General features: G+C 48.5%; 14 protein-coding genes. 1 reads left to right on the top strand and 13 read right to left on the bottom strand.

All coding sequences use genetic code 11. The features are described from left to right. Positions 1-55: 55 nt before the first annotated feature. From hslV to sucC, 6 genes are all read right to left on the bottom strand, one after another. Positions 56-601, bottom strand: a complete 546-nt coding sequence (hslV, locus tag FJQ58_RS27540; RefSeq protein ID WP_139998325.1) for an ATP-dependent protease subunit HslV — start codon at positions 599-601, stop codon at positions 56-58. Between the two features lie 59 nt (positions 602-660). Next, positions 661-1,980 carry an FADH(2)-oxidizing methylenetetrahydrofolate--tRNA-(uracil(54)-C(5))-methyltransferase TrmFO gene (gene trmFO, locus FJQ58_RS27535; protein ID WP_139998323.1) on the bottom strand — a complete coding sequence of 440 codons (1,320 nt, stop codon included), beginning with the start codon at positions 1,978-1,980 and terminating at the stop codon, positions 661-663. Between the two features lie 388 nt (positions 1,981-2,368). Further along, positions 2,369-4,474: a type I DNA topoisomerase gene (gene topA, locus FJQ58_RS27530; protein WP_139998321.1), complete on the bottom strand. Its 2,106-nt coding sequence runs from the start codon at positions 4,472-4,474 to the stop codon at positions 2,369-2,371. A 28-nt stretch (positions 4,475-4,502) separates the two neighbouring features. Then, on the bottom strand, positions 4,503-5,636 hold the full coding sequence (dprA, locus tag FJQ58_RS27525; protein ID WP_139998319.1) for a DNA-processing protein DprA: 1,134 nt from the start codon (positions 5,634-5,636) through the stop codon (positions 4,503-4,505). Positions 5,637-5,813: 177 nt separating this feature from the next. After that, positions 5,814-6,746, bottom strand: a complete 933-nt coding sequence (gene sucD / locus FJQ58_RS27520; protein ID WP_053375706.1) for a succinate--CoA ligase subunit alpha — start codon at positions 6,744-6,746, stop codon at positions 5,814-5,816. A 60-nt stretch (positions 6,747-6,806) separates the two neighbouring features. Next, complete coding sequence (sucC, locus tag FJQ58_RS27515) at positions 6,807-7,967, bottom strand: ADP-forming succinate--CoA ligase subunit beta (RefSeq protein WP_139998318.1); 1,161 nt, start codon at positions 7,965-7,967, stop codon at positions 6,807-6,809. Positions 7,968-8,316: 349 nt separating this feature from the next. On the opposite strand from sucC, the gene FJQ58_RS27510 reads away from it, so the two are divergent. Beyond that, positions 8,317-9,882 carry a YifB family Mg chelatase-like AAA ATPase gene (locus FJQ58_RS27510; RefSeq protein ID WP_139998317.1) on the top strand — a complete coding sequence of 522 codons (1,566 nt, stop codon included), beginning with the start codon at positions 8,317-8,319 and terminating at the stop codon, positions 9,880-9,882. A gap of 59 nt (positions 9,883-9,941) precedes the next feature. On the opposite strand, the gene FJQ58_RS27505 is transcribed toward FJQ58_RS27510, so the two are convergent. The 7 genes from FJQ58_RS27505 to rplS form a co-directional block, all read right to left on the bottom strand. Then, positions 9,942-10,355: a YraN family protein gene (locus FJQ58_RS27505; RefSeq protein WP_139998316.1), complete on the bottom strand. Its 414-nt coding sequence runs from the start codon at positions 10,353-10,355 to the stop codon at positions 9,942-9,944. After that, positions 10,348-10,656, bottom strand: coding sequence for an EscU/YscU/HrcU family type III secretion system export apparatus switch protein (locus FJQ58_RS27500; RefSeq protein WP_139998315.1), 309 nt, complete (start codon positions 10,654-10,656; stop codon positions 10,348-10,350). Before FJQ58_RS27500 ends, FJQ58_RS27505 begins: the two co-directional genes overlap by 8 nt. Next, positions 10,653-12,494 carry a hypothetical protein gene (locus FJQ58_RS27495; RefSeq protein WP_139998314.1) on the bottom strand — a complete coding sequence of 614 codons (1,842 nt, stop codon included), beginning with the start codon at positions 12,492-12,494 and terminating at the stop codon, positions 10,653-10,655. Before FJQ58_RS27495 ends, FJQ58_RS27500 begins: the two co-directional genes overlap by 4 nt. A gap of 422 nt (positions 12,495-12,916) precedes the next feature. Further along, positions 12,917-13,543, bottom strand: coding sequence for a ribonuclease HII (locus FJQ58_RS27490; RefSeq protein WP_238404367.1), 627 nt, complete (start codon positions 13,541-13,543; stop codon positions 12,917-12,919). Positions 13,544-13,564: 21 nt separating this feature from the next. Beyond that, complete coding sequence (ylqF, locus tag FJQ58_RS27485) at positions 13,565-14,431, bottom strand: ribosome biogenesis GTPase YlqF (protein WP_139998312.1); 867 nt, start codon at positions 14,429-14,431, stop codon at positions 13,565-13,567. Positions 14,432-14,440: 9 nt separating this feature from the next. Further along, positions 14,441-15,061 carry a signal peptidase I gene (gene lepB / locus FJQ58_RS27480; RefSeq protein ID WP_238404445.1) on the bottom strand — a complete coding sequence of 207 codons (621 nt, stop codon included), beginning with the start codon at positions 15,059-15,061 and terminating at the stop codon, positions 14,441-14,443. A gap of 187 nt (positions 15,062-15,248) precedes the next feature. Continuing rightward, positions 15,249-15,590, bottom strand: a complete 342-nt coding sequence (gene rplS / locus FJQ58_RS27475; protein WP_053375699.1) for a 50S ribosomal protein L19 — start codon at positions 15,588-15,590, stop codon at positions 15,249-15,251. Between the last annotated feature and the right edge of the window lie 30 nt (positions 15,591-15,620).

The raw sequence follows: 15,620 nt of genomic DNA, 5'->3' as shown, positions 1-15,620 counted from the left end.
ATATCTATTCTTTATTATGACTTACCGAAGCTTGGTCTTGTCTTTAAAGTAACCGCTATTCGATCTCTTCGACGATAATATTATGATTAGTAAATACGCAAATTTCTGCCGCTATCTCAAGGGAAGAACGTGCTATATCTTTGGCTTCCAGCTGAGGCGCATGGCGCTGCAGCGCTCTTGCTGCCGAAAGCGCGAAGCTTCCACCCGAACCGATCGCCAAAATACCGTCATCCGGCTCAATAATTTCGCCATTTCCGGAAATGAGCAGCAAGCCTGTTTTGTCCATTACCAGCATCATAGCTTCCAACCTACGCAATACTCGGTCCGATCGCCATTCCTTGGCTAGTTCCACAGCAGAGCGCTGCAAGTTGCCATGATGCTCCTCAAGCTTCGCTTCAAATTTCTCAAACAACGTGATCGCATCCGCTACCGATCCTGCAAAACCTGCGATAACTTGCCCTCGGTAAAGCCTTCTTACTTTTTTTGCCGTATTTTTCATGACCATGCTATTTCCGAAAGTGACCTGCCCGTCACCAGCAATCGCACCTTTCCCTTCGTGCCGAACAGCGCAAATCGTCGTTGCATGAAATTGCATATCCATTGCTTTGCCTCCTCAAGGTTCCAGATTTAAATCGGTTGCCATCCTATCTTTACGAAAGCCTACTGCAAATGTTCCCGTTTAAATTGCTCAATGCCTTCCAATGCACGGTTTGCAATCATTTCATTTTTTTCTTTTTTGCTTTTCATCCGTTTCTCGAGGGGCGGAAACAGGCCGAAATTGGCATTCATCGGTTGAAAGTGCTTGAAATCGGCGGTCGTAATATAATTAGCCATGCTTCCAAGCGTCGTATGCTCAGGCAGAACCACCGGTTCCAATCCTAGAGCTAGGCGCGCCGCGTTCATCCCGGCAATCAACCCGGAAGCAGCCGATTCCACGTAGCCTTCTACGCCTGTCATTTGGCCTGCAAAAAACAAGGTTTCGCGGTTTTTCAGTTGATACGTCGGCTTAAGCAGACGCGGGGAATTAATAAATGTATTGCGGTGCATCACGCCGAATCTTACGAATTCCGCATTTTCCAAACCAGGGATCAATGAGAATACCCGCTTCTGTTCTCCCCATTTCAAATGGGTCTGGAAGCCGACCAGATTATATAATGTGCCTGCGGCATTGTCCTGTCTAAGCTGAATAACCGCGTGCGGAAGCTTGCCTGTGTGCGGGTTGATAAGCCCTACTGGCTTCATAGGCCCGAACAGCACGGTTTGCTTGCCTCGGCTTGCCATAATTTCGATTGGCATGCAACCCTCGAAATACACTTCTTTCTCAAAATCCTTTACTTCTGCTTTCTCCGCCGTCGTCAGCGCTTCATGAAAAATTTCAAATTCTTCTTCCGTCATCGGACAGTTAAGATACGCAGCCTCTCCTTTATCATAACGGGAAGCCAAATAAACCTTATTCATATCGATTGAATCTTTCTCGACGATAGGCGCGGCTGCATCATAAAAATAAAAATATTCCTCACCCAGCAGCTCTTGAATTTGAGAAGAGAGGCCTGGAGCCGTCAAGGGACCAGTTGCAATGACTACGATGCCATCCGTAGGGATCTCTGTTACTTCCTCATTACGTACCTCTACAAGCGGATGGTCATGCAGTCTCCGTGTAACTTCTCCCGAGAAACCGTCACGGTCAACGGCAAGGGCTCCGCCAGCAGGTACGGCATGTTGGTCGGCACAACTTAGAATAAGGGAGTCCAGCTGGCGCATTTCTTCTTTCAGTACGCCTACCGCATTGGCAAGGCCATTTGCTCTCAGGCTGTTGCTGCAGACTAACTCTGCGAATTGATTGGTATGATGAGCCGGCGTTTTCGTTACCGGACGCATTTCGTATAAAACGACTGGTACTCCTTGTGAGGCAATTTGCCAGGCAGCCTCGCTTCCTGCGAGCCCTGCTCCGATGACGGTTACTTTTTGTGGTTGTGACAAAATAGTTTCAATCCTTTCAGATATAGTGCAGCCAGTTCACCTCGAGGGCTTCATTCTAGCCTCAAAGCATTTTCCAAACCAGTTGAATTATCAATGTTTTTTGAATTATCTAATTTCTAAAGAGGTTTTACTATAATTTTATATTGTATATTTGAAATCTATAAAAATCAAAATTGCACCTGTAAAAGGTTTGTGTATAAAACGTCATTTGCATGAATTCAATCACGAATAATGTATCCATAATGAAGGACATCTTCATGGTTTAATGGCCCGTTTAACAACGGTGTCCTCCCTGGGTGGAGGGAGGACGGGTGATGTTGTTTTCATTTGATTCATTCATCGGTCAGCTTACAACAGCGATGATAAGCGATTGGAACTCAGAAGCAGCTTAATCCGTATCGGTACCTTGCTCGTCTTCATCCACAACCTCTTCGGAGTAGTCACAGGTTGGGCAAAGCAGCTTGGCGCCGCTTCGGTTGCGTTTTTCGACGAGCTTGGAATCACAATTCGGACACGGCTTGCTGGTCGGTTTGTCCCATGAAACATAATCACAGCCCGGATATTGATCACAGCCGTAGAAGATGCGTCCCTTCTTACTGCGCCGTTCGATGATTTTGCCCTCTGCGCACTTCGGACAGGTTACACCTATATCCTTGACGATCGGCTTCGTATTACGGCATTCTGGAAAGCCTGAGCATGCAAGGAATTTACCGAACCGCCCCATCTTGTATACCAAATGACGTCCGCATTTCTCGCATATCTCGTCAGATACCTCATCTTGGATTTCGATTTCCTTCATTTCATCTTCAGCTACCTCTAGCCGCTTCTCGAAGGATTCATAAAAATTCGCAAGAACCTTAACCCAATCCTCTGTTCCTTCTTCGACATGGTCGAGGTTGCCTTCCATGTTGGCGGTAAATTCTGCATCCAAAATTTCAGGGAAAAATTCCTCCATAAGTTGAATGACCAAATCGCCAAGCTCCGTCGGCATGAATTTTTTCTCTTCCATGGCGATATATCCACGTTTCTGGATCGTCTCCAGCGTTGGCGCATACGTACTCGGACGTCCTATGCCAAGCTCTTCAAGCGTCTTGACGAGCCTTGCCTCCGTGAACCTTGGCGGGGGCTGCGTGAAGTGCTGCTTCGGATCAACCGATTCCGATTGGATCTCATCCCCAGAAGCAAGTGGCGGCAAGAACTTATGCTCTTCTACGGTTCCATCATCATTACCTTCTACGTACACCTTCATAAAACCGGCAAATTTCACTTTTGAGCCCGTTGCCCGAAAGACGGTATCTCCGGCTTGCAAATCCACTGTCATGGTATCAAGCACGGCAGACTGCATTTGGCTCGATACAAAACGCTCCCAAATCAGCTTGTATAGCCTTAGCTGATCACGGCTTACAAACGGTTTCATCGATTCGGGATCCCGCAATATCGAAGTTGGACGGATCGCTTCATGCGCATCCTGCGCATTGCTGTTTTTTTTCGTATAAACGCGTGGCTGCTCTGGAACGTAAGATGCACCATATTTTTCGGTAATGTATTCTTTTGCTTCTTCCTGGGCAATCGGAGAAATCCGAGTAGAGTCGGTTCTCATATAGGTAATTAAACCAACCGTGCCCTCTTTGCCGAGCTCAACGCCTTCATACAGTTGCTGTGCAACGGACATCGTCTTAGAAGCTCGGAAACCAAGCTTCCTTGCCGCCTCCTGTTGAAGTGAGCTTGTAATGAACGGCGGCGCCGGATTGCGCAGACGCTCCTTCTCTCTCACCTCAGAGACGGTGAACTGGCTGCCCTTCATTGCGGCAAGAACTTCCTCTACGTCCGCTTCCTTGCCTAGCTCTCGCTTATCGCCGTTCACGGAATAATATTTGGCATCGAACGGAATGCCCGAATGGCTCAGCTTCGCTGTTATGGACCAATATTCTTCCGGAACGAAAGCATCGATTTCATTTTCGCGATCAATAATCAGCTTGACTGCAACCGATTGCACCCTACCTGCGGACAATCCCTTTTTGACTTTCTTCCATAGAAGCGGGCTGATCTTATAACCAACCAACCGATCCAATATCCGTCTTGCCTGCTGCGCATTCACTAGATCCATATTAATTTTGCGCGGTGTCTTAAAGGCATCTTTAACGGCTTGCTTCGTTATTTCATTAAATACGACGCGGCAGGTGTCTGTCTCATCCAGCTCCAGGTAATGGGCCAAGTGCCATGCGATTGCTTCTCCTTCGCGATCCGGATCGGCCGCCAGAAAGACATGTTTCACTTTTTTGCTGGCATCCTTTAATTCCTTGAGGACGCTGCCTTTGCCGCGTATGGTTATATACTTTGGATTAAAATCATTTTCAACCTCGACGCCGATCTGGCTTTTGGGCAAATCGCGAATATGTCCCATGGAAGCTTTAACGATATATTTGCTGCCTAGATATTTCCCAATCGTCTTGGCTTTTGCGGGTGATTCGACGATAACTAAAGAATCTGCCATGTAAGGCGCCTCCTCTCTCCATTGCAAGCTATAAAGCAATATATATTGACCCGTGCTGCAATTCTATTTTGCGTTTTATACATAAATTTAGCAGAAGTGAGTTCAAATGTCCAAACGGGATGGCCGAGAGCTCATGCAGCTCATTAATGGATAAGGGCTGATCCTGCAAAAAAGCGATCAGTTTCCGCTCTTCCGGAAGCAACTGCTCCTCTTCCTGTTCCTGCTTGGCACCGCCTGTCATTCCTGCTTCTTTGTAAGCTTTTAATGCCGCCGGCAGCCAGTGAAGTTCGTCTATGATGTCCTTTACGCCATAGATCAGCTTCGCTTCGCCGCGTTTAATCAGCTCGTTTGGCCCCTCGCTCTTCGGCGATGTAATAGGACCTGGTATTGCAAACAGCTCACGTGACATATCCGACGCATGCTGCGCTGTAATAAGAGAGCCGCTTTTCGTCGCTCCTTCCACAACAACGGTTCCGACCGACAAAGCCGCGATAATGCGATTGCGCTGGGGAAACTGTCCTGGATGAAGCGGCGTTCCAATCGGCGTCTCAGAAACCAGCAAGCCCTGCTCTGAAATTCTTTGAAATAAAGATAGATTCTCAGGCGGATAACACTTATCAATAGGTGTGGGAAGGACTGCTATCGTTGAACCTTCACCGCGCAGTGCCGCTTCATGAGCTTTACTGTCCACGCCGCGTGCTAATCCGCTGACGACTGTCAGGCCTGCCGCAGACAATTCCTGGGCCAATGTTGTTGCCGAATGCCTGCCATAAGCCGTCGGCACTCTTGTGCCAACAACTGCGACGGCGGGGCGCTTCAGCAGCTCAAGGCGTCCCCTTGCATACAAAACCCAAGGAGGCTGTGCAATTTCCCTTAAAATGTTAGGATAATCGGAATCAAATGGCGTTAATACAACTGCATTCGCCCTAGCAACCGCTTCAGACGGATCTTTGATCAACATCCAGGATTGCTCCGCATAACGCTCCGCTGCCGCTTTGGCTTGGCCTCGGTGCAAGCCGATCGCAAGTAAATCTTCGACACTCCATAATGGTTTATTCCAAATTTGATGCTTGACAGCTTTCTGGATGGCATGCCATCCAATGCCGGGAATTTCATGTAAAGCAATGATCATTTGCTTGCGAATCACCTTGTTTTGTTCCATCCTCGTCCAACCCTTTCTATGATCGGGTTGGCCTGCATTCTTATCTATTGTGCGTTACACAGCATAAGATTGCAAGTCAACCGATAAAATAATGGCAGCAGACAAATAAAAAAGCAACCTTTCAACTCCCGTGATCGGGTCGTTGAAAGGTTGCTTACCTTACATGTATCTATTTGATTATTTGCGCGTAATGCATTTTTCAAGCAGGCCTTGCTCTTCTAGAACGCTAACAAGCGTTGAACCCATTTCCGATGGCGTTGGAGCTACTTTAATGCCGCAAGCTTCAAGCGTTGCAATTTTTTCAGCAGCTGTTCCTTTACCTCCAGAAATGATTGCGCCTGCATGTCCCATCCGTTTGCCTGGAGGCGCTGTTGCGCCGCCAATGAAGCCAACAACCGGCTTTTTCATGTTCGCTTTAATCCACTCAGCCGCTTCTTCCTCAGCCGTACCGCCGATTTCGCCGATCATGATTACCGCATAGGTATCCGGATCTTCATTGAAAAGATTCAGGATATCGATGAACTCGGAACCTTTAACCGGGTCGCCGCCGATGCCTACTGCGGAAGATTGACCGATGCCGCGAGTCGTCAATTGATGAACCGCTTCATAAGTCAGAGTTCCGGAGCGGGAGATAACGCCAACGTGGCCAGCAGTATGAATGTAACCTGGCATAATGCCGATTTTGCACTCATCCGGCGTAATAACACCTGGGCAGTTCGGTCCGATTAGAACCGTTTTGCTTCCGTCCATGTAACGTTTAACTTTAACCATATCGAGCACTGGAATACCTTCGGTGATACAGATAACCAGATCAAGCTCGGCGTCCACGGCTTCCATGATCGCATCTGCAGCAAATGCAGGCGGTACATAGATAACCGAAGCGTTAGCGCCAGTAGCCGCTTTCGCTTGTGCAACTGTATTGAAAACAGGCAATGATACGAGCGTGCCGTTATCAAGTGTAATATCAACGTTTGTGCCACCTTTACCAGGTGTTACGCCGCCGACCATTTGCGTACCGTATTCCAATCCGCCTTTGGTATGGAACAAGCCAGTTGCTCCTGTAATACCTTGGGTAATGACTTTTGTATCTTTATTAACCAAAATGCTCACTCTTAACTCACATCCCCTGAATGAATTCGTATGCGGCATGCAGCCACACAGCAAGTTATCTTATTTCACGAGAGCGACAATCTTCTGCGCGCCGTCCGCCATGGAATCCGCAGCCACGATGTTCAATCCCGATTCTTTCAAAATAGTTTTGCCGAGGTCTACGTTAGTACCTTCTAAACGAACAACGAGCGGACGGTCAAGACCGACTTGCTTCGCTGCTTCGACAACGCCATTTGCAATTACGTCACAACGCATAATGCCGCCGAAAATGTTAACGAAAATACCTTTAACTTTTTCATCAGACAAAATGATTTTGAACGCTTCTGTTACCTTCTCAGCTGTAGCACCGCCCCCTACGTCTAGGAAGTTGGCAGGGTCGCCGCCGTAATATTTGATAATATCCATTGTTGCCATCGCTAGGCCTGCACCGTTGACCAAGCAACCAATGTTGCCGTCAAGAGCGATGTAGCTAAGGTCGTATTTGGACGCTTCAATTTCTTTCGCGTCTTCTTCTTCCAAATCGCGAAGCTCAACGATATCTTTGTGACGATAAAGAGCGTTTGAGTCGAAGTTCAATTTAGCATCAAGAGCAATAACTTGTCCGTCGCCAGTTACAACAAGCGGATTTATTTCTGCAATGGAAGCATCTTTCTCAACAAAAGCGGTGTAAAGAGAAATCATGAACTTAACTGCTTTGTTAACAAGCTCATTAGGAATGTTGATTGCATATGCTAGTTTGCGCGCTTGGAACGCTTGCAAGCCAACAGCAGGATCAACGATCTCCTTAATGATTTTCTCCGGGGAGTGTTCAGCAACTTCTTCAATCTCAGTGCCGCCCTCTTCCGAAGCCATCATAACGACGCGACCCGTACCACGGTCTAATACTACGCCGATATAATATTCTTTCTTAATGTCACAGCCCTCTTCGATCAGAAGTCGTTTGACTTCCTTGCCTTCTGGACCTGTTTGATGCGTAACAAGCACTTTACCTAGAATCTCACTAGCATAAGCGCGCACTTCATCAAGATTTTTTGCTACTTTAACTCCGCCCGCTTTACCACGGCCGCCAGCGTGAATTTGTGCTTTCACGACAACAACCTTTGTTCCGAGCACTTTAGCCGCTTCAACAGCTTCGTCTACAGTGAAGGCTACTTTACCTTCAGGTACGACGACACCATACTGTTTAAGGACCGCTTTCCCTTGATATTCATGGATATTCATTGTTGAAATCCTCCATTTCACAGACTGAAATCAGTCATATGTACACAAACCTCTATTATTGTAGCACCTTTCGACATCCGTTACCTTATTTTCATACATAATTAATACGGCTTTTTTGATATGGGTTTCATCTCAAATTGAGATCAAAGCAAAAAAGCGGGGAAACACCTTCTATTTTACCCTGTTCAGAACTACGCCATCTAGTATGCCCAAAGTCCATTTCTATACCCCGTTTAATTTTCCGTTGACAAAGAGAAGAAATCTCACTTATGATATTGGCAAAATGATACATATGAGCGGAATTGTAAGGAAGCACCTTCATTCACAAACCATGGGGGTGCTTTTTGTCATGTTTAGTTTGATACACAGCGCAAGTGTCTATGGCGTGGACGGCAAAGGAATTTCGGTGGAGGTTGATATTTCGAGCGGCCTTCCCCAAGTGAGCATCGTTGGATTACCAGATCCTGCTGTTCGAGAATCGGTGGAGCGGGTCCGAGCTGCCCTGAAAAACAGCGGTTTTACGTTTCCTATGGACCGAATTACCGTAAATCTTGCGCCTGCTGATCTACGTAAGGAGGGCACATCCTTTGATCTTGCCATCGCTGCTGGCATACTGACGGCCAGCGGCCAAATTCATCCGCTCCTCTTTGAGAACACGCTTCTTCTCGGAGAACTATCGTTAAATGGAAATGTGCGCCCTGTTCCCGGCGTTCTCGCAATGCTTGAACAAGCCAAAAAACAAGGTTTTACGCGTGTTTTGCTGCCTGCTGACAACGTAAAAGAGGCCATTTGGATATCCGAAATGGAACTGTTTACGTTAAATCATCTTAACGAGCTGGACTTGCACAAGAAAAAACTAACCGGCTGGGATCATATCCGGGTTGACCGGCAATCCGTTTCTTCTGCCAAGCAAATAAGCAGCTTATTTGTCGATAATGACGACGAAAACGGAGACTATGGAGACGTCATCGGCCAGCACCAGGCCAAGAGAGCCATGCTGATCGCCGCTGCCGGCAACCATAATATTTTGTTAAGCGGTCCCCCGGGCACCGGCAAGACGATGATGATTCGCCGGCTTCCTGGCATATTGCCTCAATTAAATGAACAAGAGGCGCTTGAAGTAACTAAAATTTACAGTGTAGCAGGAAAGCTTCTAAGCAACTCGCAAGGACTAATGACTAGGCCGCCGTTCCGTGCGCCTCATCATACCATCTCTGCCGGCGGCTTGATCGGAGGAGGATCTATTCCTAAACCAGGAGAAGTCACGCTTGCCCATCGCGGACTGCTTTTCCTTGATGAGCTCCCCGAATTTCCGCGGCAAGTGCTTGAGGTCCTTCGCCAGCCGCTTGAGGATGGTATCGTTACGATTTCCCGATCCAAGGCAGTTTTCCAGTTTCCGGCCAGCATCATGTTAGCCGCTTCCTTCAATCCCTGTCCCTGCGGCTATTACGGCCATGAATATGGTGACAAACGCTGTACATGCAGCGCGGCGAGCATCAGCCGCTATCGCTCCAAAATATCAGGTCCGCTGCTGGACCGCATCGATCTTCAGCTTGAGGTGCCTCGACCAATCTCATTGGAGCAACCAACAGACGGCATTTCACTTAACTCGGCCCAAATGAGACAACTGGTGCTCGAAGCGAGAGCCTTTCAGCAAGCGCGTCATGCCAAGCAGGGCCTCTCGATATCAAGGAACCTAACAGGTGCTGCACTTCGCCACTTCGTACATTTGACGACTGAAGGTGCAGAACTGCTCGAAAATGCTTTTGAGGCACTTGGAATCAGCATGCGCGCTTATGACCGAATGCTTAAGCTTGCGCGAACGATTGCCGATCTGGAAGCAAGCGATGATGTGAAACCCGCCCATATCGCTGAAGCCATTCAATATCGCGGCATCAATACCCTAATGGTATAACGAAAAGGCTTTCTTTGCAGGTACCCCGCCCCAAAGAAAGCCTTCTTTTATAGGTTTTTTTAAAATGCACCCTCATAATGCTTATATTCGATGACGGTTTCATCTGTTCGATCAATCATTATGGCAATGACATCGAACCTGATTAAAGCATTTTGGCGATGTACACTTCGCAGATAGACTTGAGCGATATCTCTTACTTTCTGCTGCTTACGTCGATCAACGGACTCTGCAGCTGTCCCGAATCTCCCGCCCGCCCTTCTTGTACGAACCTCTACGAATACCAATCTACCGTCGCACTCCGCTATAATATCAATCTCGCCGCTCCGACACCGCCAATTGCACGTAACGACCGCATAACCGGCATTTGCCAAATACTGACACGCAGCTTCTTCTCCAAGTCTGCCTGTTTGCTTCCTGGCATCCAATTTCTTTGGTACCGCTGGAGCGCGAAGAGTTCCATCCTCCTCATGCATCTCGAAGTTCCCTCGCTTTCCGATCGGAGCGATATACGAAACTTAATATTTCGGCGACAAGCGTGTACAGCTCAGGCGGTATTTCTTGATCAATGTCCAGCTTGGAAAGTACTTCAACAAGCGAAGAGTCCTCTTGGACAGGAATACCGTTCTCTTTCGCCCTTTCAAGGATAAGCTCAGCCATTTGCCCCTTTCCCTTGGCTACCATGACCGGCGCGGTTCGCTCACCTGGTTCGTATTTTAAAGCAACTGCTTTTTTTATTTTGGATTGCGGCGGGTAATCCGCCTGCTCATTGCTCATATTCGGTAATCGACCCCTTTGTAGCGATTCGACGTAAAAGCTGACATTTCAGGCAATGGCTTGCTTTTTGCAGCTGCTTCGCTCAATGCTTGCTCCCCGGCCTTTGGAAGCGGCGTAGTTCGCAGGGATAGCAGTTGATAACCTGCCTTCTCCAAACTGCTGGTAATTTCCGAACGCGAGGTTTCCGCAAGCATGGAAATGGCAGGATGGTCGTTCCATAGGTTTAAGCTAACAATCTTGTCCATGACATTAACATCCACCATCGTATCGCCTAGCGTGCTCATTGATAAATTAAACAAAAGTCTGCAATTAGAGGAATCCAGCTCTCCCTTGCGCCCGCGTCTCGTCTGAATATGGACGGAGGCTGTTTGCTGACCGTCAGGACTGTTAATCGGAATAAACATCGTGACATGCGTGAGCACCGAGCTGTTCCTCTCTGGCGTCAACAGCAGCTGCTGTCCTGTTATGTGCTGTACAAGCTGCTGTGCGGTTTCCTTCATTGCCGTTGGTGTCTGATCGGATGAGATTAGGGAAAGCAAAGCGCTCTTAAGCGATTCTGCTGGTTGTGAAGGTAGAGCGGGATCGCCCAGTCGAATATCATCTGCTACCATAGAAATGACAGCAGCGGCAACCCTTTCTATTCCAGCCCTTTGATCATTGTGACGTAAGAGCTGCTGATGGTCATCCTTCTCCACCGGCTTGCTTTGCGTGAACCCAGGCGCTTGCTGGGGCTCCTTCCCCGGCACTTCCACAATGCTTGAATTAGCCTGCTGCGGCAGAGCCTGCCCCTGTGCTGCTGAAGCAGGCTTCGGCGCAGCTTCTGCTGCCTGAATATTTGTAGCTGTGCTAACGGGCGTAGTAGGTGCAGCTTCGCCTATAAAAGCTTTTGCTAGCTGCAGTTCATGATCCACGCCCATCCATTTCATCATTTGACCTAGCCAATTGGGCTGGCTTGCTGCCGTTTTAGCCGATTGTTGTATGGTTTGCCCATCTGCCCCGTCTTCCACAGCAGGCGCATTGGCTGCGCTGCCAGGCACAATCTCTGCTTTCACCGTCGGCGTAGGCGGAACCAGTTGAACTTTAACAGCGGAAGCCTCCTTGCTTCCTGCTTTCTCTGCATTCGCATTATCAGCATCCGAAGCCGCAATGCGCAGCAGCTCCATGCCTTCTGCCAGTAACACTTGCACTCGCGCAGCAGCTTGAGGCAATGACTTCGTCGCTTCTGGTACAGCGCCGTCTTGGTCAACTGAACTAATCAGTGATGTCAACTGCTGCTGCAGCGTCCCGATCAACTCGTGGGCACTGCGCCCAAACATGACCTGCTGCATCGCGCTAACCGTACCGCCCGTCATGGGCAAGCCTCTTTTGTACGTCGCAGCTGCCGCTCTCATCCACTCTTCCACATCGCTCCCGGCCGGCATGGCAGCAGCGGCTTGTTGAAATGCTTGTGATACCTCGCGATTTAATATCGCGCCTTCCTTGCGTAAATCCTTCACGATTTCAACCGCCCATTTCTGTTCAGGCAGCGCAAGCTGCTTGGCCCACTCCTTGAACGAGTCGTCCGGTAATCCTACCTGACCTGGATCGACTGGCTTAAGTACCACGAGCGCACCGTTGGATTGCGGCTGTACCTGCAGTATTGCGGACTGGCCAACCTGCATCGGCTGCTCCAGCTTCGCACGCACCTGAACACCGTTGATCTGGACGAGTGCCTCATTATTTTCCATTACCTGCAGTACTACACCACGCACGACTTGACCTGATTTAAGCTCCATAGCCCGAGTATCCGTACTAGACGCCTCGCCTAGGAAGCTTCGCATCATTTGACTAATATTCATCTGTTCTATCCGCCTCCGCTGCTGAGCGCCGATCTTCGAGCTTTAGCTCAAGCGCATATCCGTTTACTAGTTACTTTTGTTCAAATAGAGGAAAGTACCCTTGTGCCTTCCTTTCTCTATATCTCCCGAAAAGAGAAGTCCTGCGCCGCCAGTGGACGGCGATAGCCGCTTCACCCTCGGCTCCGTTAAACCTATATTCCTTATATCGGCTGACCAGAGCCGAGCATGAAGCCACTTGAGCTAAAAAGTGTAACCTTAAGAAGGAAATGCTTCGCTGTCCTCGGTATGGACAGAATATCCAACATTCCATGAGTTTGAACGCTACTATTTAAAGTCATATATATGCATAAAAAACGCTCGATTGATTGCCCAGGCCATTCCTTGGCCTCACGCAATCAATCGAGCGTTCATCTATTTCTCACTCAGGTAGGAGTCTGGTAGAGCTGCAACTGCTCCTCCGTAAAAATTTTGCCCAAAAACGATCGGCGATGCAAAACACTGGGACCATGCTCAAGCAATCTTTCTCTGTGCAGCTTAGTGGGATACCCTTTGTGTATGGCAATGCCATAAGCAGGGTATTCGTCCTCCCAATCCGCCGCGCATAGACGATCACGCGTAACCTTGGCTACAATAGAAGCCGCCGCAATGGACTGGCTTGTAGCATCGCCTTTGATAATGGATTGCTGAGGCAAAGCGACATCTACCTTCTCCGCATCAATCAGCAAATAATCAGAAGGAATTTCCAAGGATTCCACGGCAATCTTCATGGCTAATCTTGCAGCCTGCTTAATATTGATCCGATCAATGGTTTTCGCGTCCACACGGGCAGCCGACCAAGCCACGCACTCCTGCAAAATAGTCGCATAAAGCTGGTCCCGCTTTTTCTCGGAAAGCTTCTTCGAATCATTGACTCCCTCAATCACAAGTCCCGGAGGCAAGATAACCGCAGCAGCTACTACATCCCCAAACAAACAGCCTCGCCCAACCTCATCCACGCCGGCAATGGCTTGATATCCTTCTTTCCATAACGACTGTTCATATTGCAGCACGTTACGTTCCCCCATTTCACATCAGTACGGCGGTGCCTCCAGCGTAATGCGTCCAAGCTTGCCTGAGCGCAAATCACGCAAAATAATGCCTGACGTCTTCTCCAGATCGACACGCCCCCCGCTCAGCAAACAGCCCCTGCGACGGCCGATATCCTCCATCACTCTTACAATCTCGTCGGAATCGGTAACGTCCTTAGGAGGCGTCTCGAGCTCGTAACGTTCCTTCATATTCGGCCAGTAGCGGTCAATCAGCTCACGCATCGCAAAAAAAGCAATGTCATCCACGTTTAATATCTGCTCTCTGATTGCACCGGTCATTGCCAAACGGTAACCGACCAGCTCGTCCTCGAACTTTGGCCACAAAATACCTGGTGTATCCAAGAGTTCCATCTCGGTTCCTACTTTAATCCATTGCTGGCCTTTCGTTACGCCTGGACGGTCACCTGTCAAAGCGATCGCACGGCCTGCCAGCTTGTTGATTAATGTTGACTTCCCTACGTTTGGAATGCCTACAATAAGGCCGCGGATTGCTCGCGGATTAATGCCTTTGGCAATCTGACGGGAAATCTTCTCATGCAATATTTGCTTTGCCTTGAGTGGAACCTCGTTCACGCGCGTGCCCGTCGAAGAATCAATTGCAATGGATTCGTGACCCTCGTTACGGAAATACGCCATCCACTGCTCCGTCGTCTTCGGATCGGCCAAATCGGATTTGTTCAGCACGATCAGCCTTGGTTTTCCGTTCAAAATTTCCTCAATCATCGGATTTCGGCTCGAAAGCGGAACCCTAGCATCCAATAGTTCGATGGCAAGATCGATGAGCTTGAGCTTGTCCTGTATTTGCCGTTTCGCCCGGGTCATATGACCCGGAAACCATTGAATGGTCATTTACTCACCTCATTTAGTCCAGTGCTTGATAAACTCCAGCTTGTTCAGCGGCCAGAATATAATATCGGCGCGACCGACAACCTCTTTGTCTTTGACAAATCCGATCACACGGCTGTCCGTGCTGTCGCCCCGGTTGTCTCCAAGCGCAAAAATCGTACCTTCGGGAACCGTAGTTTCAGGAACCTCGGGATTTGGAAAGTTGGGCCCATTTTGATTGTATAGCTCGCCTTTGGCATTAGCTTCTGCAATCGCTTCTTTAATATAAGGCTCTTCGATTTTTTTGTCGTTGATATACAAATCATCGCCTTCAAGCCTTATGGTGTCGCCTGGCACGCCAATGACGCGCTTAATAAACTTGCGGCCTTGCTCAGGGACATCAAAAACAACGACCTCGCCGAATTTCGGCTCACGGATCGTGTATAAAATTTTGTTAACAATCAGACGCTCGCCTGTCTCAAAGTTAGGCTGCATGGATGGTCCATCGACGATGAATGGCGAAAACAAAAATTGACGAATGAGAAATACAAGAACGACCGCAATGACTAATGCTTTGATCCATTCTATGATTTCCTTGTATGCTCCGCCTTGCTTTCCTGAGCCAGATGCGTGGACTGCTGCGCGGTTAGGTATAGATTGCTGATTGTCTGCATGGTTCTGCGTATCTTTTGAATCATTGTCGCTGCCGTTGTCCAGCCCATCATTGCGCTGCTGTGAATCCACTCTGTTCGCCTTCTTCCCCTATGTTGGAATATGTAAATAGCCTTTGAGAAAAAACGAAAAGGAGCTTGTTTGCGCAAGCCCCTCTTGTCGTTTGTTCTTAACGAATTTCTTTAATACGAGCAGCTTTTCCGCGAAGACTACGTAGGTAGTACAGTTTCGCGCGACGTACTTTACCACGGCGAGCCACTTCGATTTTTTCGATTTTAGGCGAGTTAAGCGGGAAAGTTCTTTCCACACCAACACCGTAGGAAATTTTACGCACTGTAAAAGTTTCGCTGATTCCACCGCCGCGACGTTTGATAACAACGCCTTCGAACAACTGGATACGCTCACGAGTTCCCTCGATAACTTTTACATGAACTTTTAGCGTGTCACCAGGACGAAAGTTCGGTAGACCTTGGCGCAGGTTTTCTTGCGCAATTGTTTGCAAAAGATTCATTTGATTCACTCCTTCCACATAGACGTTCTT

Origin of the sequence: Paenibacillus paridis (genome assembly GCF_006345825.1) — a bacterium.
In the GTDB taxonomy this organism is placed as follows: Bacteria; Bacillota; Bacilli; order Paenibacillales; family Paenibacillaceae; genus Pristimantibacillus; species Pristimantibacillus paridis.
This window is presented reverse-complemented; position numbering and strand designations above follow the sequence as displayed.

What these genes read in the sequence shown, in the direction of transcription:
- FJQ58_RS27495 (WP_139998314.1), bottom strand. Translation starts at nt 12,494, where the DNA reads ATGAATATTAGTCAAATGATGCGAAGCTTCCTAGGCGAGGCGTCTAGT.
- FJQ58_RS27510 (WP_139998317.1), top strand. Translation starts at nt 8,317, where the DNA reads ATGTTTAGTTTGATACACAGCGCAAGTGTCTATGGCGTGGACGGCAAA.
- rplS (WP_053375699.1), bottom strand. Translation starts at nt 15,590, where the DNA reads ATGAATCTTTTGCAAACAATTGCGCAAGAAAACCTGCGCCAAGGTCTA.
- ylqF (WP_139998312.1), bottom strand. Translation starts at nt 14,431, where the DNA reads ATGACCATTCAATGGTTTCCGGGTCATATGACCCGGGCGAAACGGCAA.
- FJQ58_RS27500 (WP_139998315.1), bottom strand. Translation starts at nt 10,656, where the DNA reads ATGAGCAATGAGCAGGCGGATTACCCGCCGCAATCCAAAATAAAAAAA.
- sucC (WP_139998318.1), bottom strand. Translation starts at nt 7,967, where the DNA reads ATGAATATCCATGAATATCAAGGGAAAGCGGTCCTTAAACAGTATGGT.
- topA (WP_139998321.1), bottom strand. Translation starts at nt 4,474, where the DNA reads ATGGCAGATTCTTTAGTTATCGTCGAATCACCCGCAAAAGCCAAGACG.
- hslV (WP_139998325.1), bottom strand. Translation starts at nt 601, where the DNA reads ATGGATATGCAATTTCATGCAACGACGATTTGCGCTGTTCGGCACGAA.
- FJQ58_RS27505 (WP_139998316.1), bottom strand. Translation starts at nt 10,355, where the DNA reads ATGCATGAGGAGGATGGAACTCTTCGCGCTCCAGCGGTACCAAAGAAA.
- dprA (WP_139998319.1), bottom strand. Translation starts at nt 5,636, where the DNA reads ATGGAACAAAACAAGGTGATTCGCAAGCAAATGATCATTGCTTTACAT.